Below are 25,237 nucleotides of genomic sequence, written 5' to 3' on the forward strand. Positions count from 1 at the left end.
ATGTTTAGAACAGCACAACAAGTAAAATGGGATGAGCAAAATGTTAGAGATTTTGCAATAGAGAAAGGAATAGAGAAAGGAATAGAGAAAGGAATAGAGAAAGGAATAGAGAAAGCGAGTGAAAAAGTTAAGTATCAGAACTCAATTGAAATTGCAAAGGCATTGTTGGCTGATGGTATTCCCGTAAGTCAGATTGCAAAATGTACCAGGTTATCAGAAGAAGAAGTTGCAGCTCTAAAATAATAAACTCCATTTCACTCTAATGGAGAAGGGGAAAAATACGTTTACAGTATTCGATCTTTATGAGCCCAACTTAGATCTAATTGCTTCTATGGTAGTGTTAATTCCAATAATTACAGTATTTACAATTGGCTCTGTAACCCTTCCAAAATATCGGACTCTATAAATGGCGAAAATTCGTAAACTAATATCAGTATAAGACAATGTGCTAAATCTTAATAAAAATCCTTTTTCTATAAAGCCAATATAAGATCAACCAGATTATAAATAATACTAAACAACCATTTACCAATGTAGCATAATGAGCGCCCAATAGCTGATCATAGGTTTGCCCCAGGTGGATATGAAGCGAGTTGGAAATCAAATCCCTGACGCCTGCATCAGATATGATATAAGCGGCTATAGAATTGCTTCCTATCACCAGTAAAAAGAATGACCATTTTTTTTTGCCAGCGACATCAATTATGCCATAAAAGAAGGCCAGAAACAAAAAGCATATGCCACCGCTAAATATCGTCCAGGCCGGTGTCCATATCCGTTTTACTATTGGGTTTATACCCGAATAGTGCAAAAGCAAGCCTAATAGTACTAAGCTGAACCCGGTTATGATAAAAAATTTAAGTTTATGCCGGTTGGTCGTATCAGCCTTTAATTGATTCCCGGCAAATAAGCCCAGGATCATAGTGCCTAGTGTGGGGATAAAACTCAGCGTTGAATAGCCTCCATTATTAAAAAGGAATGGGGTTTCGCGCGGAAAAAGGTTTAAAAACCAACGGTCAAAAGCCCAGGCAAGATTTGTATTCTTGTTCCAGTGCGCCATAAAGCCCTGAAAATTATATTCCCATGATGCACTTAATCCCGAGGCAATGTAATCAAAGCTGGCATTGGGTAGAGGATAAAATGCGAAGGCTAGCCAATAACCAACCAGGATTACAGCTAATACAATTAATTGTACACGCTGAGAATAAAACCCCAGCATAAATAAAAATGTATAGCCTAAACCTATTTGCGTAAGCGTATCCTCAAAAGTAAAATTGGTTTGCTTTGATGACATGGAACGCAAAAATATTCCAAGGCAGATAAGAATGATTGAGCGTACGGCAGCATGTTTTAATAAGGCTTTATGCGTTGCTCCTTTTTTTAGTCTACTTGAAATAGAGTATGGCAGTACCACTCCTACTAAAAAGGTGAAGGAGGGCTGGATCATATCATGCAATGAGCATCCAAACCATTGGACATGGTCCTGGTTGAAATAAAGAAACCGCCAGAAAGAGCTATCTGGCTGCGCTGCGGATACATGCTTAAAAGAAAGCACCTCGCCCATCATTAATAACATAACCAAGCCTCTGTATACATCAATAGAAGCAATTCTTTCAGTTGCTGACATTGTGGCCGGTTCAATAACGGGTGATGATGCAGTGGTCATAGTTTAGGTTGTTGTTTATAATAGGATTGTATGATTAAATAGTCTCTTAACATAGATTCATGGTGGAAAGGGTTTTTAAAGAAATAGACACCTGGTATCAGGTAGTCTATTTAGTCCATTTGGCGCGCCCTCCGGTTTTTAATAAGAATCGTAAAGATTCCTGATGGGCGATCAGCTGTGCGTCTAGTAGCATTTGAGGACTATGTGTAATTGGTACTCCACTGAGATTAGTCCCCGAAAAACCATGACAAGCCGATTCTATCACGACGCTAAGCGCTCCACAGTGTAAATTGAGTGCTGTGCTCAAGTTGTAGCCCTTCATATCGGCATGAGAAGGTTCAGTTTCAAAAGCGATATTAGTCGAACCCCTTAGCTTTTGGCTGGTTAAACGCGTATTGATCGTTCTGTATAATTCGTCAAAAACAGGTTGTATTTGAGGCTCGCAAAATGGCCTGTGGATGGTCATGAAATAGTTATTGCGCGGTACTCCTGTATGCATATTTATGATTAAATCCGGTTTCTCGGACTCAGATAAATCGAAAAGCATGCGAGTCTCAGGTTGGACTGTTCCAAAGAAATTGTCATGCATGATATTGACCCCTGCATCATTCGGATATCCTCCCGGAAAACCTACTTTGGTGAAATCCATAGGGATAAATTCCTTTACATCTGGCCATCCGATAATGGTGCCGTTCTGCTTGCCACCGGTATTTAGGTATTCGTGGATAGTAAAAGCATCAGGGGATCCACCTCGATTGGGCTCCATTTTTACAGGAACCCTCGATCTGCCGTCAGGATTGACTAACGGGATGAGTACGATCCGGTCTATGCTGTCGGCCATTCTTGTCAGTTCCGGCCATGAAGTGCCTCTCAGATCTTTGCCCGTTTCGAGTACCGATAATAGATTGATTATGCCTACAATGCCTTCTACCTCATATCCATGTACTGCCGCTATTGCCATGTATACTAGTTTTTCGCTATCTTTTCCTCGGTAGTGTTGTAAATCACCTGTACCAAGGTATCCCGAAAAAGTGGTTGTACCTCCCTTATGTCGTTTTCTTCCATACGAAATAGAGTGAATAGCTCTACCTCCTGCTGATGTGCCGACATGGCTTACCTGACCTTTTTTGATGTGATTTTTTAGATAGTCTTCAATCTCGGGTATGGTATTTATCCAAAATGAGGGGATATTTTCAGCCTCTGTCAAGTATCCTTTCGGGATATTGTAAGTTTGAGCCGAAGATCGTTGTGAACAGGATAGGGTGATAGTTGTTAATGCAACCAAATAAACGATCTGAAAAATACGGCTGTTGTTCATAATTTATCTTTTTCTTGTTTTAGACTTAGTCTCTATAAAACAAAGGTAATAAAAAAAATAAATCTTCGTAACGTTTCTATTTTTATTTAATTATGCAAATAGGTTTTCTTTTCGATTTATTACATTCGAAAGGCTAAGGGTAAAGATAAATAATGAAAGCTAAGGAGCTTGTTCTTTTTAACTGGGGTCAGCAATGATAACTTCTATCCCTGCATTTTCAAGTTTGATGCGCTCGTCGTCAGGTATGCCAGAATCGGTGATGATCGTGTCAATCTCGTTGATGGACGCGATAAAGGCGAGGCTTCTTTTATTGAATTTACTCGAGTCGGTTACTACGATGACTTTTTGGGAAATTGAAATCATAACCTTATTAAGATGTGCTTCTTCCACATTTGGGGTAGATAATCCAAAATCTGCACTGATGCCATCTACAGCTAGGAATAATTTGTCGCAAAAATAATTTTTTAAACTGTCTTCCGCTGCTCCTCCGACTAAGGAAAGTGATTTTTTTCTAAGATAACCGCCTGGTACAATAACTGTTACGTTCTCAGATTCCGCTAACTGATTGATGACATTTAGGGCATTTGTGATGACGGTTATTGTCTTGTCGCCAAGCTGTTTGCTTAGCTCAGAAGTGGTTGTTCCTGAGTCAAAAATAACGGTGTCGCCATCTTCGATGAGCGTGACAGCTGCTTTTCCGATGAAACTTTTTTGTTCGTATCTGTGTTTGTTTTTGTCGGAAATATTGAAGTCAGTTCCAACACGCTCAACTTTAATAGCTCCGCCTCTAGCTCTGATTAGCATTTTCTTTTGTTCAAGGCGAGTAAGGTCATTGCGGATAGTAACTTCAGTGACATTCAGTTCTTTACTTAAGTCTGCGATATTTACCTGGCCGTCTTTATTTAATTGTTCTAGGATATGTACTCGCCTTTGAACTGTGGTTGCTTTATTTATCGTTGTCATGATGTTTGCAATGAACTTGTTATTTCTTTCGAAGATATGCATAAAATTAATATTAGACAATATTTCGCTGTCTATCGCTTTGTTTATTGTATCCTTTTTTTGTTTTATATAGCCATTTAGAAAGGAAATGTTTTTTTATTCAATATTAATGAAAGGAAATAAAAAATTATATATTTGCAATTCGTTATTATTTATTGAGTTTACTTTGTTTTGTGATTTATGGTTGGAAAGAATGAGAATAAGTTAGGGATTGGTTGTGAATTATTGGTGGAGTTGGGGGCGATGAATACTGCACGTGAGATTTGTCAGCAACCTGACGTCTGGGGGCTCACCTATCAAAAGATTTTAGAGCAAAAGGAGTTGATTTCTGAATTTTTACAAGAGGCTTGCGCTTTCGACAATCTTAAGATTGTTCTTACGGGGGCAGGTACATCTGCTTATATTGGTGATATTATCAGTCAGTCTTTTCAGCAATTTTTAGGTAAAAACACCTGGGCGTATGCTACCACGGACATAGTGACACATCCTCAACAGTATTTTTGCGAGAAAGACACACTTCTGTTGGTGTCCTTTGCGCGCTCGGGTAATAGCCCGGAGAGTGTGGTGGTGGTAGATTTGGCTGAGTCGTTGTGTTCCCGAGTGTATCATTTAGTGGTTATCTGTAATGAGGGAGGTGAGCTTGTTCGTGTTGTTCGGGAAAAGAAGTCATATGTAATTGTTCTTCCTGAAGAAACGAATGATAAATCTTTGGCGATGACCAGTAGTTTTACCTCGATGTTGCTGACGGGGATACTGATTTCGCGTATCAATCGTATAGAGGATTATAAAAAGCAGGTAGACAGGGTGGTTGATTGCGGCCAGCGTATTCTGCGGGATGAAGTTGAGGGCCTCAGGGCGGTGTCGGATAGGGCGTTTGACCGTGCGTTTTTTCTGGGGTCTGGTCCGCTTCGTGGTGTTGCCTGTGAGTCTCAATTAAAATTACAGGAGCTAACAGGAGGACAAGTGATTTGTAAGTTTGATTCTTATCTTGGGTTGAGACATGGCCCTATGGTGGTGATTGATGATAAAACGCTCGTCGTTTTTATCTTTTCAAATAATAGCCATGCGAGTCATTATGAGGTGGATCTTGTGAAGTCGGTGAATGCTTCAAAATCAGGTTTGTATCTGGTTGGAATTGGTGAAGATTCAAAATCTGATCAGGATTTGGATTTATATGTTCCCTTGTCGTTAGATGGGGAGGTGCTGTTAGAGGACGATTTTCTTGCTATCGTAACTGCATTGCCGGCGCAAATTATAGGTTTCTTTAAAGCAATTAATTTGGGTTTGTTGCCTGATTCGCCATCTGTTGATGGTAAAATATCACGAGTGGTTAAAGGTGTTTACATATATCCCTTTGAGGTTTGATGCATAATGTCGATTTTAATAGTGAAATTTTCTTTGATGTAAATGTAGGTATTAATATGGGAAAAGTTATTGTTGTTGGCGAGTTGAATGTAGATTTGATTATGGGTGGTCTGGGCCAATTGCCGGTAGTAGGTAAGGAGGTTTTGGTTAACACTATGGGTTTAACATTGGGAAGTTCTGCCGCGATTTTTGCAAACAATTTAAGCGTATTGGGTGGTGATGTGGCCTTTGTAGGGAAGATTGGGGAGGATTTGTTTGGAGATTTGGTGATGCGTCGCCTGGTTGAAAGTGGTGTGGATACAAAGGCTGTTATCCGTGATCGCAACCATCAGACGGGTGCTACTGTTGCGTTTAGTTTCGGAAACGACAGGGCTATGGTAACTTATCCAGGGGCCATGAATGCATTTGGTGTGGATGATGTTAATTGGGATTTGTTGATTGGAATGAGCCATCTTCATGTGTCGTCAGTTTTTTTGCAACCAAAACTTAAACAGGGCTTGATGAGTCTGTTGAGTAAAGCGAAATCGTTAGGAATGACGACTTCCTTGGATGTGCAATGGGATCCTGATGAGCTGTGGGACTTACCTATACGGGGGTTACTTCCTTTGGTGGATTTATTTCTGCCTAATGAAGTGGAGGTGTTGGCTTTAACGGGCTGTGATGTTGTTGAAGAAGCGATAGATCAGCTGAGTAGTTATGCGAATATCGTGGTGGTTAAGCTTGGGGAAAAGGGGTGTCTGGCTATGGAAAATGGTGTTGTTACCTATGTTCCATCTTTTTTAAACGAAAATGTGGTGGATGCCATAGGTGCGGGTGATAGCTTTAATGCTGGGTTTATTTATCACTTTTTGCAAGGGTATTCGGTCGAAATGTGCCAGGTTTATGGAAACTTGATGGGGGCTATATCGACCACTGCTGTCGGCGGTACGGGGGCCTTTACCACGCCGGAGGAAGTGATGGAAATCGGTAGAACTAAATTTAATTTTTCCTATGATGACGTTGAAAGATAAATTAGGTCAGTTAAACCTGCTGAAAGGCTGTTTGTTGGCGACCAATTTTTATAATTTTGAGACATTGTCAGGGATTCTGTCTGCGGCTGCGGAGCGTAAAAGTCCGGTTATCTTGCAGTTGACACAAGGGTCTATAGATTACATGGGGCTTCGCACGGCAGTAAGTATGGCTCGGTCCGCCATTCAGGAGTATGGGGTTGAAGCCTGGATACATCTTGATCACGCTGGTTCGTATGAGTTGGTTGCGAGTTGCCTGGATGTAGGATTTGATTCTGTTATGATAGATTATAGCGAGTGGACATTTCAGGAAAATATTGCCATAACCAGACGTGTGGTAGAGTTGGCTGAAAAGTACGGCGCTAATGTAGAGGCTGAGTTAGGTTATGTGGCGAAGTTGGGGCAGCCGAAAGAAAATTGCGGATTTACAGTTCCGAAAGAGGCTCAGCAATTTGTAGAGGAGACTGGGGTACATGCGTTGGCAGTGGCCATTGGTTCTGCACATGGCTTTTATAAAGCAGAACCAAAGTTGGATCTGGATCTCTTGCGGGAGATTAAGCGCGTAACGAAAATTCCTCTTGTATTGCATGGGGGCTCTGGTATCCCGCTTGCAACCTTAGTTGAGTCTATTCATTTAGGGATCTGTAAGATTAACCTGGCAACGGAGATCAAAGATGCATTTATGAGAAAATTGCAAGAGGTGTTGATTGTAAATGAGGAAATCGATCTCAGGAAAACATTTCCTTACGCAATTAAATCAATTACGGACTTAGTTTCTGCTAAGTTGGATGTGCTGTAGTTATTTATTTATTCTATAATCTTATTATCGCTATGACTTGTTTTATGATAAAATTTCCGGGAAGAGTATTGTGCAGAAAGATGATGATTGTATGGCCTTCCTTTGGATTCTTCTTTGTGTTTGTTTCTGTAGGGAACGTGATGGCAGTTACGGACTCTCTAAAACGTATTGTTCCGGTTACCAAAGCTGGTGTTTATGCGGAACGAGGTGTTACTTATCGTTTGATGAATGATATTACAAGTACACATAGTGCCATTTTTTTGGGTAAAGATGTGACGTTAGACCTCAATGGGTATACGATCACCTATGCGAAAGGGGCTTATGAGCAGATTCGAAATGGAGGATTTGAGAAAGGTGTTGATGGTTGGGATATGTCGAAAGCGCCCGGGGCAAAGGTAGTGGCCACAAGATTGGTGCATGAGTTTGTTGGAGATAGCTTGTTGAGTATGTTGCCAGGTGATGAAGTTGTTTCCTCGTTTGTCAATTTGCCTTATGCAAACAGGTCTTATTATGCAATGTGTGGGGTTACAGGACGGTATGATAAGGATCGTAAGACGTTGGATGACAATATGATTGTTAGTGTCTATGTAGAGAATGAAAAAGGGGAGTTGGTTCGTTGTCAGACCTCTTATGTGGATACTGTGATGACGAGTGTTCCAGTTGAGCGGAAAACACTTAGGCTCGGTGGGGGATTTGTTGTTGCTCATATGAATGGTTTGCCGGCAGGAAAATATAGGGTGCGGATAAAGGCGGATACAGATTGTCTGATTGACGAGGTGGATATTCGGCCGGCATTTGATGTGGGAATTGGTATTGTAGGGGCGACTTTCCCGAACGGACATAACGATCACCTTTTTGAGGGGAGGTATTCAGCTTTTTTTGATTATGCTGACCCGGTAAGGCGTTTAAGCCCAAGGAAAGGGTTGCCTCAGGTAATAGGGGAAGGTAAGGTTGTTATCAAAAATGGTAAAATCAAAAATGGTACGCCAGGGGTAATGTCATGGGGTATTCAGTCTACCGCTAAAGATGTGCAATTGGTATTGGAAAATCTGGTGATAGAATCCAAAGGGATTAATTCTATCGCGGTAGATGTGCCTCAGGCAAATATTTCAAAATGTGTGTTTCGTACTGATAATCCTTTTATTATTAATAGGCATGGTTCACAGTTCCATTCGGTTGACTTGAGAGGTGATAAGCCGTCTGAAGTGTCTTATTCGTCATTTTTTGGAGGGCAGGGGTGTCTGGTGTTAAAAGGTAAGGGCTCGTCGGTTTATCGTAATTTTTTTGCAAATAGACAGACGGTTACCAATCATTATAGTATTACGGCATCCGGAGATAGTTTAAAGATTTTTGAAAATCGTTTTGAGCCTGAAATTGGTTCTGGAATTAATATTTTCCGTCGACAAGGTGTGGAGATTTTTGATAATTATTTCAAGGTGTCAGTTGCTCCGCCGTCTTGTGAGTATCATTTGGATTACAGTACAAATGGGGTGAGATTGGCCGATTATGGCGCGGTAAGGGGCTCGACGAAAGGAACTAGGTTCAATAAAATATACAATAATACATTTGATATAGTGGCACGTGCATTTGACGCGTATCCGGATTATGTAGGTATGGCGAATGCGGTATTTTTTAGTGCCAGTGCGGGTGATAATGAAATTTATGGTAATAAAGTGTCGGTATGGCATGAGGATCCAAAAGCCAAAACAATTGCTCATGCCTTTTATATCGGGAATGCAGATGGGGGAGTTTTTGAGCGGAATACCGTTGTTTCGAATGTTACGCCGATTTGGGTGGCTTGCCCTTATGGAAGTGCGGCAAATATTGATCTGACTATGAATACCTTAATCAAACATAGGGAATCTGAGTTTGATTTTCCGGCAATACGGTTAGGGTATAGGGGTACTCGTAACTCTGCTCTGAACATTGCATTTCGATCCAATGCGTTGGTAGGAATACCTTTTAAGGTGGAACAGGTTGGTCAGGCTGAAAAAGATTATCTGGTTCGTTGGACGCTGGATGCGCAATTTGTCGGGCTTGCCGGTAAGGGGGTGTCTGGTGTTCCGGTGTCTATTTTGGATCATCAAGAACTGGAGGTTTATCGTGGTATTTCTTCGGCCGGAGGTTTTCTGAAGGTTGAATTGACGGAAATTCAGGTGTCTGGTGGTGTGACGGTATCAAATGGACCCTACAAGTTGGTCTATCCTGGAGGTGAGCAATTGGTTCGCTTAACGGAAAATGTGAAATTAAAAATCGGCGTTAAACAATGAAGATTGGTGTATGTGTAGCGAATGTAGGGCTTTTTGTCTTACTCTTCGGGATTTGGACTGGGGCTTGTGCTCAGAAAAATGTTGGAAATAAAAAGATTGTATTGGTTTCTGGTCCGGGGTTTTATGCGGAGCCTGGGGTGACTTACAAGCTAACTAATGATATTCATAGTAGCCACAGTGCCCTCTTTTTAGGTAAAGACGTGACATTGGATCTTAATGGATTTACCGTGTACTATGCCGATGGAGGTTATAACAATCTGTTTAACGGTGGTTTCGAAAAGGGCCCGGCAGGATGGGATCTGTCAAGAGCTCCAGGTGCCAGTGTAGTGAATACCAAAGATGTACATGTTTTTGTGGGTGAAAAACTAATGAGTCTAAAAGCGGGAGACGAAATTGTGTCGTCTTACATGGAGCTTCCTGTGGCTGATCGGTCTTATTATGCTATGTGTGGTGTGACTGGTTATTATTATGAAGACATGGGGCCCGACAAGAGCAAGGAAATGCGTGTTAGTGTGTTCGTGGAAGATGAGTTTGGGAAGTCGGTTCGTTGCCTGACAGAATATGCCGACTCTACCGCATTGAGCTGTCCGACTATAAACCAATCGCCCCGTTTGGGTGGAGGTTTTGTTATGGCGCACCTGAAGGGGCTGCCTGCTGGTAAATATCGCGTACGTGTACGGGCAGATACTGATTGCCTGGTTGATGAGATTGATATCAGGCCTGCGTTTGACGTGGGTGTGGGGATTGTAGGTCGGGTAGAACGGTATGGGCATTATGGGCATTTATTCGAAGGTAGATATGGTGCCTTTTTCGACCATGAGAAAGTCTTTTCGGATGCTTCGACATCTGGAATGAAGAAAGTGACTGGAGAAGGTGCTGTGATTATCCGAAATGGACGGATAAAGAATGCTGCGGTAGGTGTACTGTCTGCTGGCGTGCAGTCTACTGCAAGCGATGTCAGACTTGTGTTGGAGCAGGTAGAGTTTGAATCGGAAGGGATTAGTACGGTAGCTGTTGAAGGGACTTACGGCTCGATCCGGCATTGCAAGTTTGATATCCGGAGTCCGTTTGTGATTAATCGCCACGGAAACCAGTTTATGGCGGTTAATCTGCGGGCTGAGCGTCCGTCTGAAGTGTCGCACAGCACCTTTTATGGTGGTCAGGGATGTCTGACGGTAAAAGGAGTCAAGTCTGTGATTCATGATAATTTGTTTGTAAACAGGCAAACTGTAACCAATCATTATGGCGTGTCGTCCTCGGGCGACAGCACAAGAGTTTTTAACAATCGGTTTGAGCCTGAAATCGGATCTGGTCTTGGGATTTACCGGCGTAAGGGCGTAGAAGTGTATAACAACTTCTTTCGCGTCACAGCTGCCCCGCCATCGTGCGAATATAACCTCGACTACAGTACGAATGGGATACGGATTTCTGACTATGGCGCAAAGACAGGTGATCCTAGAGGAGCGATCGGAAATAAAATCTACGGAAATACCTTTGAGATCATCGGTAAGGCGTTTCCTGAATACCCGAAGTACGTGCCTCTGGCTACCGCTATCTTCTACAGTGCAAGTGCTGGGAATAATGAGGTTTTTGATAACGACATCTCTGTGGTGCTGGAAGATTCTACCTCGAATACCCAGGCCTATGCGTTTTATATTGGCAATGCCAACGAAGGGCGATTGTATAATAATCGAATTAAGGCTAATACGACACCGATCTGGGTGGCTACTATTTATGATGGGGCATCCAATATCGACTTGTCGCGAAATCAGATTTCGAAAATTGCGGAATCGGTACCCGATTTTGCGTCGATGCGTTTAGGGTACAAATATGGGAAGCGCCCTGCTACCGCTATTTCGTTTCGATCTACCGAAGTGGATGGGATGCCGTTCAGCATTGCGCAAGAAGGTACTGCTGAAATGAGTTACCGTGTTTTTTGGACATTAGATCTGGAGTTGGTGTCGTCTAAGCGTAAGGCGGTTAATGGTCGTTTGGTAGAAGTGTTTGATGTTCAGGGGAAGCAAGTCTTTAGTGGAGTGGCGGAGAATGGAAAAGTTGTGGTTGAATTGTTGGCCTGCCAGGTTAACAACGATGTTAAAGAAATTTTTTCGCCTTTTAAGATTCGTGTAGGTAAGAGAGAGAGGCTTGTGGAGTTGGATAAGAATGCTAAGGTTGTTTTTAGGTTGGATTGACTTCTTAGAGGAGCACTATCGTACGGTCTTGGACAGGAAAAGCATGAAATAGTTATTTAGATATGAAATCTGATTTAAATATGAATAGAAGAGCATTTTTGTTAAACGGCGCAGTAACTTTAGCTGGGGCCTCAATGAGTGGAGTTCCTCAGATTCTGCAAGCTGCTCCTCTTCGCGGGAAAAAGCTGGCGGTAGGTATCATTGGTACTGGTAATCGAGGGGCTGGAATTGCAAATATCATACGTCGTTTGGATGGTTTGGAGGTAGTGGCCTGCAGCGATGTGCTCCCGAAAAATTTGGAAAAAGGATTGGCGCATGCCGGAAGTAAGGCTGTTGCCTATTCGGATTATAGGAAATTATTAGAAGATAAGCGTGTGGAGGCTGTCGTTATTGCTACACCTTTGCATGAGCATTACCGTATGGCTGTGGATGCGATTGATGCTGGTAAGCATGTTTATGTGGAAAAGACAATGACTTATGATATAGATCAAGCTGTTTCCTTGGAAAAGAAGGTGATGGAGCATCCTGGTCTGGTGTTTCAGGTGGGGTATCAATACCGATATTATGGTTTGTATCGTCGGGTGAAAGAGATGATTGATGCAGGGTGGCTAGGGGATGTTATTCAGTATGAGTGTCAATATCACCGCAATTCTAATTGGCGGAACCCAGTGACTGACCCTTCTTTGGAGCGACAGGTAAACTGGAAGATGTATAATGAGTATTCCGGAGGTCTTATGAGTGAGCTTTGCTCGCATCAGATAGATGTATTGCATTGGTTTACTGGTTCTAGTCCCTTGTTCGTGAGTGGTATGGGAGGTATTGATTATTGGAAGGACGGAAGGGAAACTTGGGATAATGTGAGGGCATTATTTGAATTTCCGGGTGGTGTTAAAGCTAATGTGAGTTCTATTTTAAGTAACGCTTATAAAGGATATTCTTTACGTGTACTGGGATCCAATGCTACGGTAGAGATACAGCAAAATAAAGCGTATTTGTATCCTGAGGAAAAGGAAAGAAAGCTTGGCGTGGTTGATGGTGTGACTGGCGCTACGCTACAGTCTTGGGGGCAAGGTGAGCCTGTTTTGGTTAATTTTGGGGATATTCATGATGTGAGTACTGATCCAACTGTTTTTTCGCTGTTGGACTTTGTTGCGTGTATTCGGGATGGGAAAAAACCATTTTCTGATGTTGTGACGGGGAAACATTCTGCTATTGCTGTACATAAGGCGAATCAGGCAATAGCTTCACGTACAGTACAAAGCTGGAAATTATAATGGAACGTGTTTCTAAGACTTGTTTTTTACTATTTCTTTTTTGCATATCGGCTGTTTTTGTGTATGGCCAGGAGATCTCTGTTGTTAAAGAAGCTGAAGGGTTTTTGATTACGGATAAGGACCGTCCGGTACTTTTTTATCGGACAGTTCCGGAAGTTGGTGCGTATAAAAGATCTGGGTACATCCATCCTTTATTTGGGTACGATGGAAAAGTGCTGACGGAGTCTTCTCCCTCAGATCACCCTTATCAGCATGGTGTTTATTGGGCATGGCACCAGATATTGTTGGCGGGGGTGCAGGTGGCAAATGGTTGGATATGTAAGGATATTTCCTGGGACGTACGAAAGGTTAAGGTGCGGAAAAGAAAGGGTGTTCTAATCTTGTCTTCACAAGTTGACTGGTTGGTCGCGCTTAAAGAGAAAAGAAAGAAAACGAAAATCGTAAAGGAAGATACGGAGATTACAGTTTATCCAAAAGGGAAAGGATATCGGGTGATCGATTTGCGACTTCATGTTAAACCCCTGTTGGATGAGGTTTGTGTTGGGGGAGCAGATAATGAAAAAGGGTATGGCGGGCTTTCTCTTCGTTTGAAAGATGCTGAACAGATTCGCTTTTTTTCCGAAAATGGATATGTTCAGCCTAAAGAGACGCCAGTGGTAGCTGGGGGCTGGATGGATTTTCGAAAGCATGTTGATGGCGGTAATAAAGGGGGGCTTGTGGTAATGGTTGATCCTAAAGGTCCTGATCATGGAGGGAAGTGGATCTTAAGAGACTTTAAAAGTATGCAGAATCCTGTTTTTCCTGGTAATGTTCCCTTTTCGATTCCTTCTTCCGGTCTTGTGCTTTCGTATCGCCTTCTTGTATATGGAGAAGATTTTGATAGTTTATTGATTTCTGATATTTTTAAAACCTTTTATTTTTCATCAAAAAACTGAAAATTATAATTTTAATTAGGTTTTGAAAGTATTTTTACTTTTATTTTTGTTTTCTATTTTTCTTTTCGTATTTTTCCATTACCAAATATCTATTGAAAGGCTTTGTATGTATTAATGTTTTTTCCTTTTTAATTCAATTAACTTAAAAATGATCAAGAGAAAATTTTCCAACAAACTATTTATTGCGCTTTGCGTGATGGTTTTTTATTCTGGAATCCGTGTACAGGCGCAAAAGCTTGTTTCTGGTACTGTGTCGGCAATTTTAGACGGAAAGCCAATTCAAGGGGTTTCTGTACGGCTTTCAGGATCCCCTGGTTCCACTGTTACAGACGCCAAAGGGATGTACCGAATAAGTGTTCCCGACGGTGTGGCGTCACTGTCTTTTTCTTATATAGGGATGCGTTCCGTTTCTGAACCGATCAATGGCCGATCCATCATCAATGTCAGATTGGACGACGAAAATTCGGCGCTTCAAGAAATTGTAGTTACTGCATTTGGTGTGGAGCGAGAAAAAAAGGCGGTAGGTTATTCGACCCAAACTATTAAAGGAAGTGAGCTAACCGAAGCCAGAGAGATCAACGTAGCCAATTCGTTAAAAGGGAAGGTTGCCGGGGTTTTTGTAAGCACACCTGCTACGGGGCCTGGTGGCTCTTCTTATGTAAATATTAGAGGTGCTTCTTCCTTTCAAGGAAATAACCAGCCATTATATGTTATTGATGGGGTTCCTATGGATAATGATAATGTTGGTGCGCCTGACCTTAGCAACCCGGTAGGACAAGGCCGTGATTATGGCGATGGTATTGGTGGGATCAGTCCTGATGATATAGAAAGTATTACCGTGCTTAAGGGTCCTAATGGTGCGTCACTTTATGGTGCGCGTGGTGCCAATGGTGTGATCTTAGTTACGACAAAAAAGGGAAAGCTCGGGGCCAGACCAAAAATTGAGTTTAATTCAAACATAACTTACGAAAATCCTTTGGTCACACCTAGACGTCAGAATGTATATGGTCCAGGTTGGACAGAATCATTGGATGTTGCAGGTTGGACACTCAAAACATTGAGTGACGGTACACAGTACTATGAGATGGGTACTTCGTTTGACTCTATGTGGGGGCCTAAGATGGAAGGACAATTAATTTCTATGCAGTTATGGCCTATGTTGGGCGTGTTCGAGATGACTCCAAAAGGCAGGGATGAGGTAGCGAAATTTTACAAAACCGGAGCTACGTTTACAAATTCAGCAGCTATATCGGGGGGGAATGAAAAACTTCGTTTCCGTGCCTCAATCAGTGATTTGCGGAATAAAGGAATATATCCGAATTCGGAATACGACAGGCAAACCATCTCTACTGGAGGAGAATACAAAGCGACGTCTAAATTTACGGTTGAGTCCCGTGTTACTTATACAAAGTCGGGAGGATATAATCGCCCTGGGTTCGGTACAAACTTGAATACTGTGGGTATGTCCCTTCAGCGATACCCGGCTTTCTTAAGTGACGAGATGCTGAGAAAATATAAAAATGAATCAGGTATGGCGGAAAACTGGGCGGATGGACGTCCGTTCAATCCATATTGGGTGGCTAATGAGTTTATAGCGACCGATTCGCGTGATCGCGTTAACGGATACCTGACTTTGCGGTACCAATTTACAGACTGGTTGAATTTACTGGCGCGAGGAGGGACCGATTTTTATGTCGAAAATAGAGATTCAAGAATTGGGGTCAATACTCCTACCGGGGGGGAAGGGAATTTGAGGAGAGGACAGGTGAATAATGACCGGCTGCGTATGAATGAACAAAATTTTGATGCGATATTAACCTCCAACGGAAAATTGTTTGGCAAGTTTTCAGGCTCGGCATCAATAGGAGTTAGTCGCCGTGACCGCGATTTAATTACCACAACACTGAAAGGCAATCGACTTAATATCGATCATATGTATAATATCGTAAATGCAGGTATTGTTGTTGCTACCAATTCTCCGAATAAACGCCGGATGAATTCCGTATTCTTTACAGGGCAATTGGCTTATGACAACTATCTTTTTATGGATATCACAGGTAGAAATGACTGGTCATCGACTTTAGCGGTTGGCCACCAATCGTTTTTCTACCCCTCTGTAAGCACTAGTTTTGTATTTACCGAAGCGTTTGATATTCCCAGGGATATTTTGAGTTTTGGTAAGGTGCGCTTTTCTGTGGCACAAGCTGGTAAAGACACTTCTCCTTATCGTACACAGATCGGATATACGATGCAATCTGTGGGATACGGTAGCTTAAGACAGTCAAATATTGGAAATAATATTCCCGCTGTTGATTTGAAAAATGAATTGACGACATCTATTGAGACGGGTTTAGATCTTAATTTTATTAACAATCGCTTGGGTATAGATTTTACTTATTATAATGCTGTTGCGAGAAACCAGATCCTGAATGTCAGTATCCCTGCAGCAACTGGTTTTTCTAATAAACTAATTAATGCCGGATCGATTAGAAATCACGGGTTTGAAATGATGATTAATGGAAAGATCATTCAAAATAAAGATTATGGATGGAGTGCGTCTTTGAATTTCTCACGCAACCAGTCAAAAGTATTGTCATTGTATCCTGATATTAATTCCCTCAATTTATTTAGTACCGGAGAAACCAGTATTGAAGCACGCCCGGGATTGCCTTTTGGAAATATTGTAGGCTACAGATACAAGCGCAATGAAGCAGGACAGGTTGTTGTTTCTGATAAAGGTACATGGCTAGCGGAGAGTGAGCCTTCGGTATTGGGTAATGTACAGCCAGATTACCTGGCAGGCCTTTCCACTGATTTCTATTATAAAGGGTTCAGTATCGGAGCTTTGATTGATATGAGTTTGGGCGGACAAGTTTTTTCAATGTCTAAGTTCCAGCAATATCAGTATGGTACCGCTATACAAACCGAGAAAGGAGAGAATTTGATTGCTAAGGGAGTCATTGATAAAGGTAATGGAGTTTATGTTCCAAATGACATTGTTATTGGGAGACGAGCCTATTATGCGGATTTGAATACCAATAAAATCGCTGAAGAGTTTGTTTTAGATGGTTCTTATATAGCGTTTAGAGAATTGCGTGTTGGATATGATATTGGACGGCATTTTCGTAAAGATTCCTATATGAGCTCGCTGAAGTTATCAGCAGTGGCTAGAAATCTGTTCTATATCAAACAAAATTCTGAAATGAAGGAAATGGGTATCAATCCAGAGGGTGCGTATGGGCCTTTCACAACAGCGCAAGGTTATGAGATGACTGGTATTCCTGTTACAAGGACGATTGGTTTTAACTTGTCATTTTCACTTTAATCAATCCTAATAGATATATCATGAAAGTGTATAAATATATAAGTAAATCAGCTCTGGCCATAATGCTTTTGGCGGTAAGTTGTACAAAAGGTTTTGAGGACATCAATACCAACCCCCTTTTGTTAAATAAAGATCTTGTGAAAACAGAAGATATTTTCACCTATGTAGCTAAGCGATTTTCGTTTGAAATACATAGTCAGTCTTATCGGATATCGTCTTACAGTGGTTATTATACGAATCCAGCGGGAGGAAACCTGTTCTCTAATAATGATTGGTCAAACCCGCACAATAATTTCTATCGTCAATACTATATCAATGCCAGCGAATTAGAGCGGCTGACACGCAATAAGCCATTGAAAAATGATCAAAATGCGATTGCCCGGATTATGAAAGCGATGATCTTTCAGCACTTAACGGATCTCTATGGCGACTTGCCTTATTTCCAAGCAGCTGAAGGTGTGCTTACTACCATTTTACAACCTGTGTATGACAAGCAGGAGGATATCTATATTAATCTGTTGAAGGAGGTTAAAGAGGCTACTGCCGCACTGGGAACGGTTCCCGATCAACAGAGTTTCGGTAACTCTGACATATACTTTCAAGGTAATGTTGATAAGTGGAAAAAATTAGGAAACTCGTTGAGATTACGTATGGCGATGCGTATTCGTTATGCTGCACCACAGATAGCTTCAGAGCATATCAATGATGTACTTTTTGAACCGCTCATTTTGACCAACGCTGATAATATGACGTTGAAAACATTGAATGAGGGAATTGTTGAAAATGAAAACTCCTTGTATACGAAAAGTGTTACCTCCCCAGGTAACATGTTGGTTTCTTTTACAACCACTGATCTACTCGGTAGATTGAACGATCCGAGGTTACCAATCTTTGCAAAGCCAGCCGTACTAACAGGTAAATATTTGGGCTTACCTATGCAGGTACTTGACGAATCAGGACGTTACTCGGCAGGTAACTTATCTCTTATGACTGATTTGTTTTTGAAGCCTGTGTTTACTATTGTGTTGTTTAATGCAGCAGAAGTTAACTTTCTTCGGGCCGAAGCGGGTAATGCCGGGATCACCAATGAAAATGCACAAAGCTATTATGCTAACGGCATCAGATTGGCCATGGAGCAGTATAGTGTTGCATCAGGAGATATCACCACTTATTTGGCATCTCCTGCCGGAATATTATCAGGAACTGAGGAAAATAAGATGGAGCAGATCATCAATCAAAAATGGATAGGAAATTATTACAACCACTATGAAAGTTATGCCGAGTTTAGAAGAACTGGTTATCCTAGAATCTGGACTGGAGAATCACTTGGGGTCACAAACGGAGAGATTCCTAGACGTTTGACTTATCCTGACGTGGAGTATCAACGTAACGAGGCAAATGTAGTCGAAGCCTCAAATAGATTACAAGGTGGTAATACGTTGACTAGTCGTATCTGGTGGGATAAAAAGGCTGGACTTCCCTTTCATCATCCAAGGCAAGGTATGTTTCCTCCTGAAGGTATTTAGTATTGTATGTACAGGTTAATGCTTTAGTCTTAGTCTTATAGGGTTCATATCTAGCAACTTGTAAATCGAATGTGGATTGCGGCGTAGCATATGCGCCGTAATCTATTCTATGTGTCTACTGTGATAAAACCTCAAAACCAATGGTGGGAGGTCTCATAGTGGAAGGGAACTTTAGTGGAAATTTTTAATTGATTTATATAAAAAAATAATACGAAGATGATTAAAAGAAATGTTTTATTATGCCCAGTATTAATATTACTATGTTTTGTGTGGATTTGCTGTGGTAAGGCCTCAAAACCAGAGGTAGAGGTTCCCATCGTGGATACAACTCCAACTCCAGAAGTACCACAGGATGTAGAGCCTCTAGCCGCATCCGATATTATTTTCATGAATAGCTTTGAGGATGGAAACCTAAAAGTATGGGACGATTGGGATGGAAATCCTGAACCTGAAAATACGTTAATAAAGGATCCTGGACCTTTTAATACTTCTGGAAATAATGCAATGCGTCTTTGGGTGAAGCCGGGAAGAGGTGGAGCGGATTTGATAAAGGTATTACCGAGTCAGCATGATAAGGTATATGCAAGATGGTATGCTAAATGGGAAGAAGGATTTGATTTCACAGCAAAAAATCATGGTGGAGGATTGTTTGCAGGAAATAGAAGCCTCCTGGGAGTAGCAGGCATCAGACCGGATGGAACAAATCGGGTGGGGATTGGTTTTGAGTATGACGCCAACAATGCTAAACCTTTCTTATATGCATACTATAGAGGTATGGCTATGGATTGTTCTGATCCAAATGGTTCATGTTGGGGTGATCATCTTCCATGCTTTTTGAGCGCTAATTATTGTAAAGATCCCGGACTTCGCGAGAAGCCAGGGAAACCTACACCAAAACTTAAAGCTGGGCAATGGTACTGTATTGAACTGTTACTGGATATGGGAACACCAACGCCTACACAAGAAGGTGCAAATGGTGTGATCAGCTTCTGGATAGATGGCGTGGAATATGGTCCGTTTGAAAATTTATGGCTTCGGACAGTACCTACTTTGAAAGTAAGCATTTTTAATGCGGCGCTGTTCCATCATGGAGATCATGGTAATGTGGGCGTTGTATATGATAATATCGTGATTGCTAAAAAGCGTATCGGAATGAATAAGGTGGTAGGTGAGTAGACAGAATGAAATGAATGAAGAAGGATTGTTGATCCGACCTGCGCCTTGATGCGTGGAAAGACCACCCTGGGATCTATTTATGTAGGAGAGGTGGGAGAGACTTAATTAATTGGTAGTTGAATAAATAAATAGAATACATAAAGAGTAGTTAGAGTTTTAAAAAATGTCGAAAATTAAGATGAAGTGGTTTCTATCTGTATTGCTGATTGCTAAAGGTAGTTTAGGCTGTATAAATTCTGGGTATGCACAGCAGACTCAGAATGGAGAAAAGGGGTTGGTATTTGTGCTGAATGCACCGGTAAATGATTTAGGTAATTTTGAGCGGATCGTTGAATCCGCGAAATCACTACAATCGTTCGGAACGGTCCGGGTCAATATCAGTACCCTCGCGGATAAAGGTTTTCATGAAATACCGGAAAACGGTAGTTCCTGGCATGAGTATGCCTCCAGCAACCCTACACCGTCTAAATTTTTTCCCGATAAGTTGGTAGAACCATTTATACCAGTAAACTTTGTAAAGAAAAATCAAGAATTATTGCTTGCAAAGGCAGCTATTCTACGTAAGCACCACGTAGAGGCCGCATTTCTTGGATACGAACCTAATTTTTTACCTAAGGAATTTTTTGAAGCTAATCCTGAGCTGTTAGGCCCTCGTGTTGATCACCCTCGAAGAAGTACCGAAAAGGCCTTTGCTCCGTCAGTATGCGCAACCGAGACTCGTGATATGTACGCCCGAATGATGGCGAATATGTTAACAAGGGTACCAGAAATTACCATGTTTGGATTCAAAACAAACGATGCAGGTGCTGGAATAGACTGGTCGGATTGGCTTTACTCCGGTGCCAATGGCCCTGCTGGATGTCGCGGATATAGTGCCGGCCAAAGAATGAAAATGCTTTTGGAGTCATATCGATCAGGAGCGAATACTGCCGGTAAGCCATTGTTTATTTATGTAGATGATAAAAATTCAAATTATTCGGATGCAGAGAAAAGAGATATCGAACAGCATATTCCACAGAATTGTTTTTTTTCCGGAGGTGGCAAACGTAAGATTTACACCGTTGGTTCGTTGCTCAATACAACTTACCCCGTTCAGGGATTGATTGATCCAGTGGCTTTAGTAAAACAAGTGTTGGAAATTAAACAACAACAAGAAGCTACTGTATATCTAAATTTCAGAGCAGCTTATGATAGAGGTTATGATAAGCCTGAGACTATTGCTTTGACAATCGGTATTATAGAAGCAACGCTGAAAGCGAAGGCAGCTAAAGACGAAAGCGCTACATTGGATAGCATTCTCGAAGAAGTTGCGTTCAGTTGGGCTGGTGCAGAAAATGCATCATCTTTAAAACGTGCCTTTGTCGATATGAACGAAGCTTTTGCTTACAAATCAACCACCATACCTCGGATCAGTTCTTTGTATTGGGGCGTAACAATGCGTTTGATTAACCGACCATTACTGTTCAATCCTAAGCTGATCACTGGTGCAGAAGAATCATACTTCTTACCGTACATATTTAACACCTCTAAAGAAGAAGCCCGTCGTGATTATGTGGATTTACATGGTGCTCGTTTATTTTTGCCACCTGCGGGTGCATTTGGATTTGCAAAAAGAGTTGATCCTGTCGCCAATACTTTTGAAGGACTGAGCATCCAGGCTACTCAGAAGGCTTATTTGAATAAAATGGCGCTTGGCTTGCGCATTTATTCAAAGATATTGGAAAGCTGTGCTAATTTCATTTACGCGCAAGAGATTCGCGATCGGGCTGCAGATGCCTTAAGTGGTGGCGAGGTCGTTATTCGTAAAGAAGGGACATGGGAGGGACATCCAGACTATATCCGTTTCAATGAAATCATGCGCAATGAATATGATAATACCTTGGGATTGATTCGATTGATGGAAAAAGGTGGAGAACAGGTAGTAATCAAAGCGCGTCATCAATCATATGAAGATTCTTTTTTACTAGGTCCTGATTTTACCGAACAGTTGAAAATAAAACGGAAAATTATGTGGAAACATTGGCAGGATATAGAAAAATACCTTGCCTCTCCATTAAAGTAAATACTCCAAAAATCATTAGAAACAATAACATAATCAGCATGAAAGTACTAAAAGGTGTTTTATTTGGGATAGGAATATTTCTGATATTGCTAAATACTGTAGGCTTGTTCAAGTCAATGAGGAATGATGAGCTATATACCTTAGAAAACGAAATTAGAAATCGTAAGAATGATGTGGTCATCCGGTATTCTGACCTCAAAAAGCAGCTTGTCCGTCTGGAAGGTGAATCGGAAAAGGATTTCTCGGTTAGGATTAACAGTCTGATTCACGATGGATTTTCACACTACTGGAAAAAGGAAGGAATTGATCGCTTTCATATGCGGGTGCCAGCTTGGGAAAATTATCTGCTGTATGCTGCATCGTTTGTCAATCCTAAGAAGTATGAGCGATATGAGTTTACCAATTATAAAAAGAACCTGGAACGGGGAGTTGGTGTGTGTTCGGCCCACTCAATAGTCTTAAAGGGGGTATTAAACGATCATGGTATTTCCGCTGAATTGCTTGATGTGGGCGGCAGACACGTAGTGGTCCGTGCCGAATACGCAGATAAATCTGCATTTATGCTCGATCCTGATTATGGAATTTACGTGCCATATGATACGGCTGCTGTCACCGCCAATCCGGAATTGGTCAGAGCTTCTTACCAGAACATGGCTGATCTGTATTATGAAGATGCCGTAGATCCTTACACGACAGATTTTCTCGTGGAGATTTTTGGAAAGCATAAGCACACGTATGCTGTGATTAATAAATTTGAGTCGATTTCCTACGTGGCGATTTGGATCATACCGTTTTTATTGATGTTGCCATGGACCCTATCCCGTAGGCGACAATTGAACCGTAAAATAGGATAGGTTAACTATTTTTTTATTTACTAAATTTTAAATTATGTTTATTGGAAAGTTTTTTACAAAATGTATGGCTCTGGCCATTGGTGTATTAGCACTTGGTTTTGCTGGTTGTAGTAAAAAGGGTGGTAAAGACATCATGATTCCAGACGCTCCTAAAATTACAGTGCAAGCCACAGGTCTAGTCGTAGCAGATGGGATTATCAGTGTGGCTATTTACCAAGATTCAACAATTGCCCTTAAGTATTCCGTTGAGGCAGCCGGAAAAATCAAGAAATTAAACCACACCCTTAACGGTGTTTTAGAGACTGTTGCCGATGCGAACGCCAAGACTTCCTTTTCAAAGGATATCGCTCTTGACGTTCCTCTTGAGGACAAGAGCTATGTGCTAAAAGTGGAAGTTACCGATGAGAATGGTAAGTCTACAGCTTCATCGGTAACTATTCGAGTTCGCAGCATTATTCCTCCGTCTGTTCCATTAACAACAGGAACGTCGATTATAATGGGTGGACCTATAAGTCCTGCAGATGTCAGTCGATGGGATCTTGATGTACCAGTAGGTTATACTGGATTTTCTCTGCGTGAGGGGGCTGTTAACGCAGGTAAAGTGCCTGATATGGATTGCTTCTATAAAACACGTTCTCTGAATAATACAGATACGGAATCTAACCGATTCGCAAACACAGGTGTAAGATTCTTGGTTACCAACTTTACGAAAGCGGACTTTGATGCCATGAAGAATGATTTGCGCTTGCAAAAATTGGTGATTGATCGAACTTTCGTGGAAGAGTTAGAGGTAGGTAAGGTAATCGCCTTCAAAACCAATGCGGGTAAAGTCGGGCTGTTGTATTTTGATAGTTATATTCAAGCTAATGACGACGCTACCTTTCTCCATAAAATTCAACAATAGGGATAGGGAAACGATTCAAACGAAATGAGACTCGATTAGAATTTACCAAGGAAATGGGCTCTTCAGTGTTATATGTAGGGTCCATTTCCTGATATAGGACCGTTTTGCTACGAACTAAATTTATGATTTTTATGAAAAATTTCAACATAATATGTACAATCATCTGCTTTTCACTGGTCGCTTTTGTGAGCTGTAAAAAAAAGGATAAAGTTCTCAATAAAGAAACCGAGATACCTTCTTTCACTATTGCAGCTCAGGGACATACGATAGCAGACGGAGCTATTCCTCTTCTGGTTACACAGGCAACAACGGTCGCAATTGACTATACTGTTACATCCTCGTCAACAATACAGCGATTTGTTCAAACAGTAAATGGCATTGAAAAATTAGTTTCTGAAGCGAGTGGTAAAGAAAAATTTACCGGAGTATTAATCGTAGACGTTCCCTACGAAAACAAGGTTATCGCATTGAAATTTTACGCGAAGGATGAACATGGCCAAGAAGCATCCAGTGAACTATCCATTAAGGTTAACGTACAGGCGGGATCCGCATTTAGCGGTGAAAGTGGGGGGATAAGATGGGAGGCGGACAAGCTTTCTGACGGGGGAATTTTAAAGTTATCCGATACCAAATCACGGTTCGGGACCAAAGTGAACCCATTGCCTATGTATTTCTTTGATTTTTCAACTGGATCGGCTGCACCACATCCAACCTATAGTAGGAAAGATGGAACTAAAATTACGCAAACTGTTGGCGCCACGTCGACGGAACAGATCCCTACCGGTAAAATACAATCGTGGAAAGCTCCACTGATGGAACTACCTTATGGTTCAAGTGTTGTCAAAATTCAGGATACAGATTTCGCGCCAGGCGTCAGTATATTTGTACGCAGGTTCTGGACACATGATGGTAATCATGACGGATTGATCCCAAGTGGAAGATTTAATCACAAATTGTGTCGTCTGAGCCCTAAAGATGGTATCAATCCTTATTACCAATACGATCGCCTGTTAATGGAACAATCTCCGGGGAAGGCAGCAGAATACTGGAATGCTGCACAATTTCATACTCCTTTTGTAAGGACCTGGGTCCTTGACGAGGTAAGGTACATTGCTTCCAGTGCACTCAATTCCTCGGATGCGAGCATTCACTTGCGCAGGAACGGGGCTTTTGTTGATCAGCTCATTAACACCATCTCCCGTACGACAGAAAAGCCCGGGCAATGGGAGTATTTGGCGATCGACCAGATCCATAATCTGTCAGAAGTTCCTCAAGGTTTTGCTGTTTATTATGATATGCTGGCCGTTGACAACACAGAACAACGCGTCATGTTGACAAACAACCCGGATCTTTTATTGGCCACCGAAAAAGAATACCTGCCTGCAACAGTATGGGTGGACAATGAGATACAGGTTTACCTTAGACAAGGCACGTTCACGTCCATTCGGGGGAAATATGTTTGTATTCAGGGTGTAGATGGGAATCAGATCGGGCTGGGGATACAGCTTCAGTAAGTCAAGAACTTAAAAATGGGCATTACTCCTGAAATAGAAATCGTGATG

General features: G+C 41.6%; 18 protein-coding genes. 15 read left to right on the forward strand and 3 right to left on the reverse strand.

All coding sequences use genetic code 11. From position 1 onward, the window contains the following. Positions 1 to 243: a hypothetical protein gene (locus WC623_RS15465; RefSeq protein ID WP_372852641.1), complete on the forward strand. Its 243-nt coding sequence runs from the start codon at positions 1 to 3 to the stop codon at positions 241 to 243. Between the two features lie 205 nt (positions 244 to 448). Here the strand turns inward: WC623_RS15465 and WC623_RS15470 are convergent, their stop codons facing one another. From WC623_RS15470 to agaR, 3 genes are all read right to left on the reverse strand, one after another. Further along, positions 449 to 1,666, reverse strand: coding sequence for an acyltransferase family protein (locus WC623_RS15470; RefSeq protein ID WP_372852643.1), 1,218 nt, complete (start codon positions 1,664 to 1,666; stop codon positions 449 to 451). A 106-nt stretch (positions 1,667 to 1,772) separates the two neighbouring features. Continuing rightward, positions 1,773 to 2,984, reverse strand: coding sequence for a M14 family zinc carboxypeptidase (locus tag WC623_RS15475; RefSeq protein ID WP_372852645.1), 1,212 nt, complete (start codon positions 2,982 to 2,984; stop codon positions 1,773 to 1,775). Positions 2,985 to 3,161: 177 nt separating this feature from the next. Then, the gene (agaR, locus tag WC623_RS15480) at positions 3,162 to 3,989 is read right to left on the reverse strand and encodes a transcriptional repressor AgaR (RefSeq protein WP_372852647.1); all 828 of its coding nucleotides are present in this window, start codon (positions 3,987 to 3,989) and stop codon (positions 3,162 to 3,164) included. A gap of 177 nt (positions 3,990 to 4,166) precedes the next feature. Between agaR and WC623_RS15485 the strand changes: the two genes are divergently transcribed. The 14 genes from WC623_RS15485 to WC623_RS15550 all read left to right on the forward strand — a co-directional run bounded on the left by WC623_RS15485 (position 4,167) and on the right by WC623_RS15550 (position 25,189). Next, the gene (locus WC623_RS15485) at positions 4,167 to 5,351 is read left to right on the forward strand and encodes an SIS domain-containing protein (RefSeq protein WP_372852649.1); all 1,185 of its coding nucleotides are present in this window, start codon (positions 4,167 to 4,169) and stop codon (positions 5,349 to 5,351) included. Continuing rightward, a complete protein-coding gene (locus WC623_RS15490; protein WP_372852808.1) occupies positions 5,351 to 6,361 on the forward strand; it encodes a carbohydrate kinase family protein in 1,011 nt (336 codons plus the stop codon). The genes WC623_RS15485 and WC623_RS15490 overlap by 1 nt, the downstream gene beginning before the upstream one ends. Then, positions 6,342 to 7,157: a ketose-bisphosphate aldolase gene (locus tag WC623_RS15495; protein ID WP_372852651.1), complete on the forward strand. Its 816-nt coding sequence runs from the start codon at positions 6,342 to 6,344 to the stop codon at positions 7,155 to 7,157. The genes WC623_RS15490 and WC623_RS15495 overlap by 20 nt, the downstream gene beginning before the upstream one ends. Positions 7,158 to 7,201: 44 nt before the next feature. Continuing rightward, a complete protein-coding gene (locus tag WC623_RS15500) occupies positions 7,202 to 9,427 on the forward strand; it encodes a hypothetical protein (RefSeq protein WP_372852654.1) in 2,226 nt (741 codons plus the stop codon). Continuing rightward, positions 9,424 to 11,619, forward strand: a complete 2,196-nt coding sequence (locus WC623_RS15505) for a right-handed parallel beta-helix repeat-containing protein (protein ID WP_372852656.1) — start codon at positions 9,424 to 9,426, stop codon at positions 11,617 to 11,619. The genes WC623_RS15500 and WC623_RS15505 overlap by 4 nt, the downstream gene beginning before the upstream one ends. Before the next feature lie 80 nt (positions 11,620 to 11,699). Further along, positions 11,700 to 12,893 carry a Gfo/Idh/MocA family protein gene (locus tag WC623_RS15510; protein ID WP_372852658.1) on the forward strand — a complete coding sequence of 398 codons (1,194 nt, stop codon included), beginning with the start codon at positions 11,700 to 11,702 and terminating at the stop codon, positions 12,891 to 12,893. Continuing rightward, the gene (locus tag WC623_RS15515; RefSeq protein ID WP_372852660.1) at positions 12,893 to 13,828 is read left to right on the forward strand and encodes a DUF6807 family protein; all 936 of its coding nucleotides are present in this window, start codon (positions 12,893 to 12,895) and stop codon (positions 13,826 to 13,828) included. Before WC623_RS15510 ends, WC623_RS15515 begins: the two co-directional genes overlap by 1 nt. A 148-nt stretch (positions 13,829 to 13,976) precedes the next feature. Then, a complete protein-coding gene (locus WC623_RS15520) occupies positions 13,977 to 17,153 on the forward strand; it encodes a SusC/RagA family TonB-linked outer membrane protein (protein ID WP_372852662.1) in 3,177 nt (1,058 codons plus the stop codon). 20 nt (positions 17,154 to 17,173) lie between these two features. Further along, the gene (locus WC623_RS15525; protein ID WP_372852664.1) at positions 17,174 to 18,679 is read left to right on the forward strand and encodes a SusD/RagB family nutrient-binding outer membrane lipoprotein; all 1,506 of its coding nucleotides are present in this window, start codon (positions 17,174 to 17,176) and stop codon (positions 18,677 to 18,679) included. 216 nt (positions 18,680 to 18,895) lie between these two features. After that, complete coding sequence (locus WC623_RS15530; RefSeq protein ID WP_372852666.1) at positions 18,896 to 19,855, forward strand: hypothetical protein; 960 nt, start codon at positions 18,896 to 18,898, stop codon at positions 19,853 to 19,855. A 163-nt stretch (positions 19,856 to 20,018) separates the two neighbouring features. After that, positions 20,019 to 21,917 carry a hypothetical protein gene (locus WC623_RS15535; protein ID WP_372852668.1) on the forward strand — a complete coding sequence of 633 codons (1,899 nt, stop codon included), beginning with the start codon at positions 20,019 to 20,021 and terminating at the stop codon, positions 21,915 to 21,917. Between the two features lie 38 nt (positions 21,918 to 21,955). Continuing rightward, positions 21,956 to 22,771 carry a hypothetical protein gene (locus tag WC623_RS15540; protein ID WP_372852670.1) on the forward strand — a complete coding sequence of 272 codons (816 nt, stop codon included), beginning with the start codon at positions 21,956 to 21,958 and terminating at the stop codon, positions 22,769 to 22,771. Positions 22,772 to 22,805: 34 nt separating this feature from the next. After that, on the forward strand, positions 22,806 to 23,675 hold the full coding sequence (locus tag WC623_RS15545) for a hypothetical protein (RefSeq protein ID WP_372852672.1): 870 nt from the start codon (positions 22,806 to 22,808) through the stop codon (positions 23,673 to 23,675). Positions 23,676 to 23,806: 131 nt separating this feature from the next. Continuing rightward, on the forward strand, positions 23,807 to 25,189 hold the full coding sequence (locus WC623_RS15550; RefSeq protein WP_372852674.1) for a hypothetical protein: 1,383 nt from the start codon (positions 23,807 to 23,809) through the stop codon (positions 25,187 to 25,189). Positions 25,190 to 25,237 lie beyond the last annotated feature (48 nt).

The sequence above is a fragment of the Pedobacter sp. genome (assembly GCF_041645105.1).
Classification (GTDB): domain Bacteria; phylum Bacteroidota; class Bacteroidia; order Sphingobacteriales; family Sphingobacteriaceae; genus Pedobacter.

What these genes read in the sequence shown, in the direction of transcription:
- WC623_RS15470 (WP_372852643.1), bottom strand. Translation starts at nt 1,666, where the DNA reads ATGACCACTGCATCATCACCCGTTATTGAACCGGCCACAATGTCAGCA.
- WC623_RS15500 (WP_372852654.1), top strand. Translation starts at nt 7,202, where the DNA reads ATGATAAAATTTCCGGGAAGAGTATTGTGCAGAAAGATGATGATTGTA.
- WC623_RS15535 (WP_372852668.1), top strand. Translation starts at nt 20,019, where the DNA reads ATGTCGAAAATTAAGATGAAGTGGTTTCTATCTGTATTGCTGATTGCT.
- WC623_RS15490 (WP_372852808.1), top strand. Translation starts at nt 5,351, where the DNA reads ATGCATAATGTCGATTTTAATAGTGAAATTTTCTTTGATGTAAATGTA.
- WC623_RS15505 (WP_372852656.1), top strand. Translation starts at nt 9,424, where the DNA reads ATGAAGATTGGTGTATGTGTAGCGAATGTAGGGCTTTTTGTCTTACTC.
- WC623_RS15475 (WP_372852645.1), bottom strand. Translation starts at nt 2,984, where the DNA reads ATGAACAACAGCCGTATTTTTCAGATCGTTTATTTGGTTGCATTAACA.
- WC623_RS15550 (WP_372852674.1), top strand. Translation starts at nt 23,807, where the DNA reads ATGAAAAATTTCAACATAATATGTACAATCATCTGCTTTTCACTGGTC.
- WC623_RS15515 (WP_372852660.1), top strand. Translation starts at nt 12,893, where the DNA reads ATGGAACGTGTTTCTAAGACTTGTTTTTTACTATTTCTTTTTTGCATA.
- WC623_RS15530 (WP_372852666.1), top strand. Translation starts at nt 18,896, where the DNA reads ATGATTAAAAGAAATGTTTTATTATGCCCAGTATTAATATTACTATGT.
- WC623_RS15520 (WP_372852662.1), top strand. Translation starts at nt 13,977, where the DNA reads ATGATCAAGAGAAAATTTTCCAACAAACTATTTATTGCGCTTTGCGTG.
- WC623_RS15495 (WP_372852651.1), top strand. Translation starts at nt 6,342, where the DNA reads ATGATGACGTTGAAAGATAAATTAGGTCAGTTAAACCTGCTGAAAGGC.
- WC623_RS15540 (WP_372852670.1), top strand. Translation starts at nt 21,956, where the DNA reads ATGAAAGTACTAAAAGGTGTTTTATTTGGGATAGGAATATTTCTGATA.
- WC623_RS15485 (WP_372852649.1), top strand. Translation starts at nt 4,167, where the DNA reads ATGGTTGGAAAGAATGAGAATAAGTTAGGGATTGGTTGTGAATTATTG.
- WC623_RS15525 (WP_372852664.1), top strand. Translation starts at nt 17,174, where the DNA reads ATGAAAGTGTATAAATATATAAGTAAATCAGCTCTGGCCATAATGCTT.
- WC623_RS15510 (WP_372852658.1), top strand. Translation starts at nt 11,700, where the DNA reads ATGAATAGAAGAGCATTTTTGTTAAACGGCGCAGTAACTTTAGCTGGG.
- agaR (WP_372852647.1), bottom strand. Translation starts at nt 3,989, where the DNA reads ATGCATATCTTCGAAAGAAATAACAAGTTCATTGCAAACATCATGACA.
- WC623_RS15465 (WP_372852641.1), top strand. Translation starts at nt 1, where the DNA reads ATGTTTAGAACAGCACAACAAGTAAAATGGGATGAGCAAAATGTTAGA.
- WC623_RS15545 (WP_372852672.1), top strand. Translation starts at nt 22,806, where the DNA reads ATGTTTATTGGAAAGTTTTTTACAAAATGTATGGCTCTGGCCATTGGT.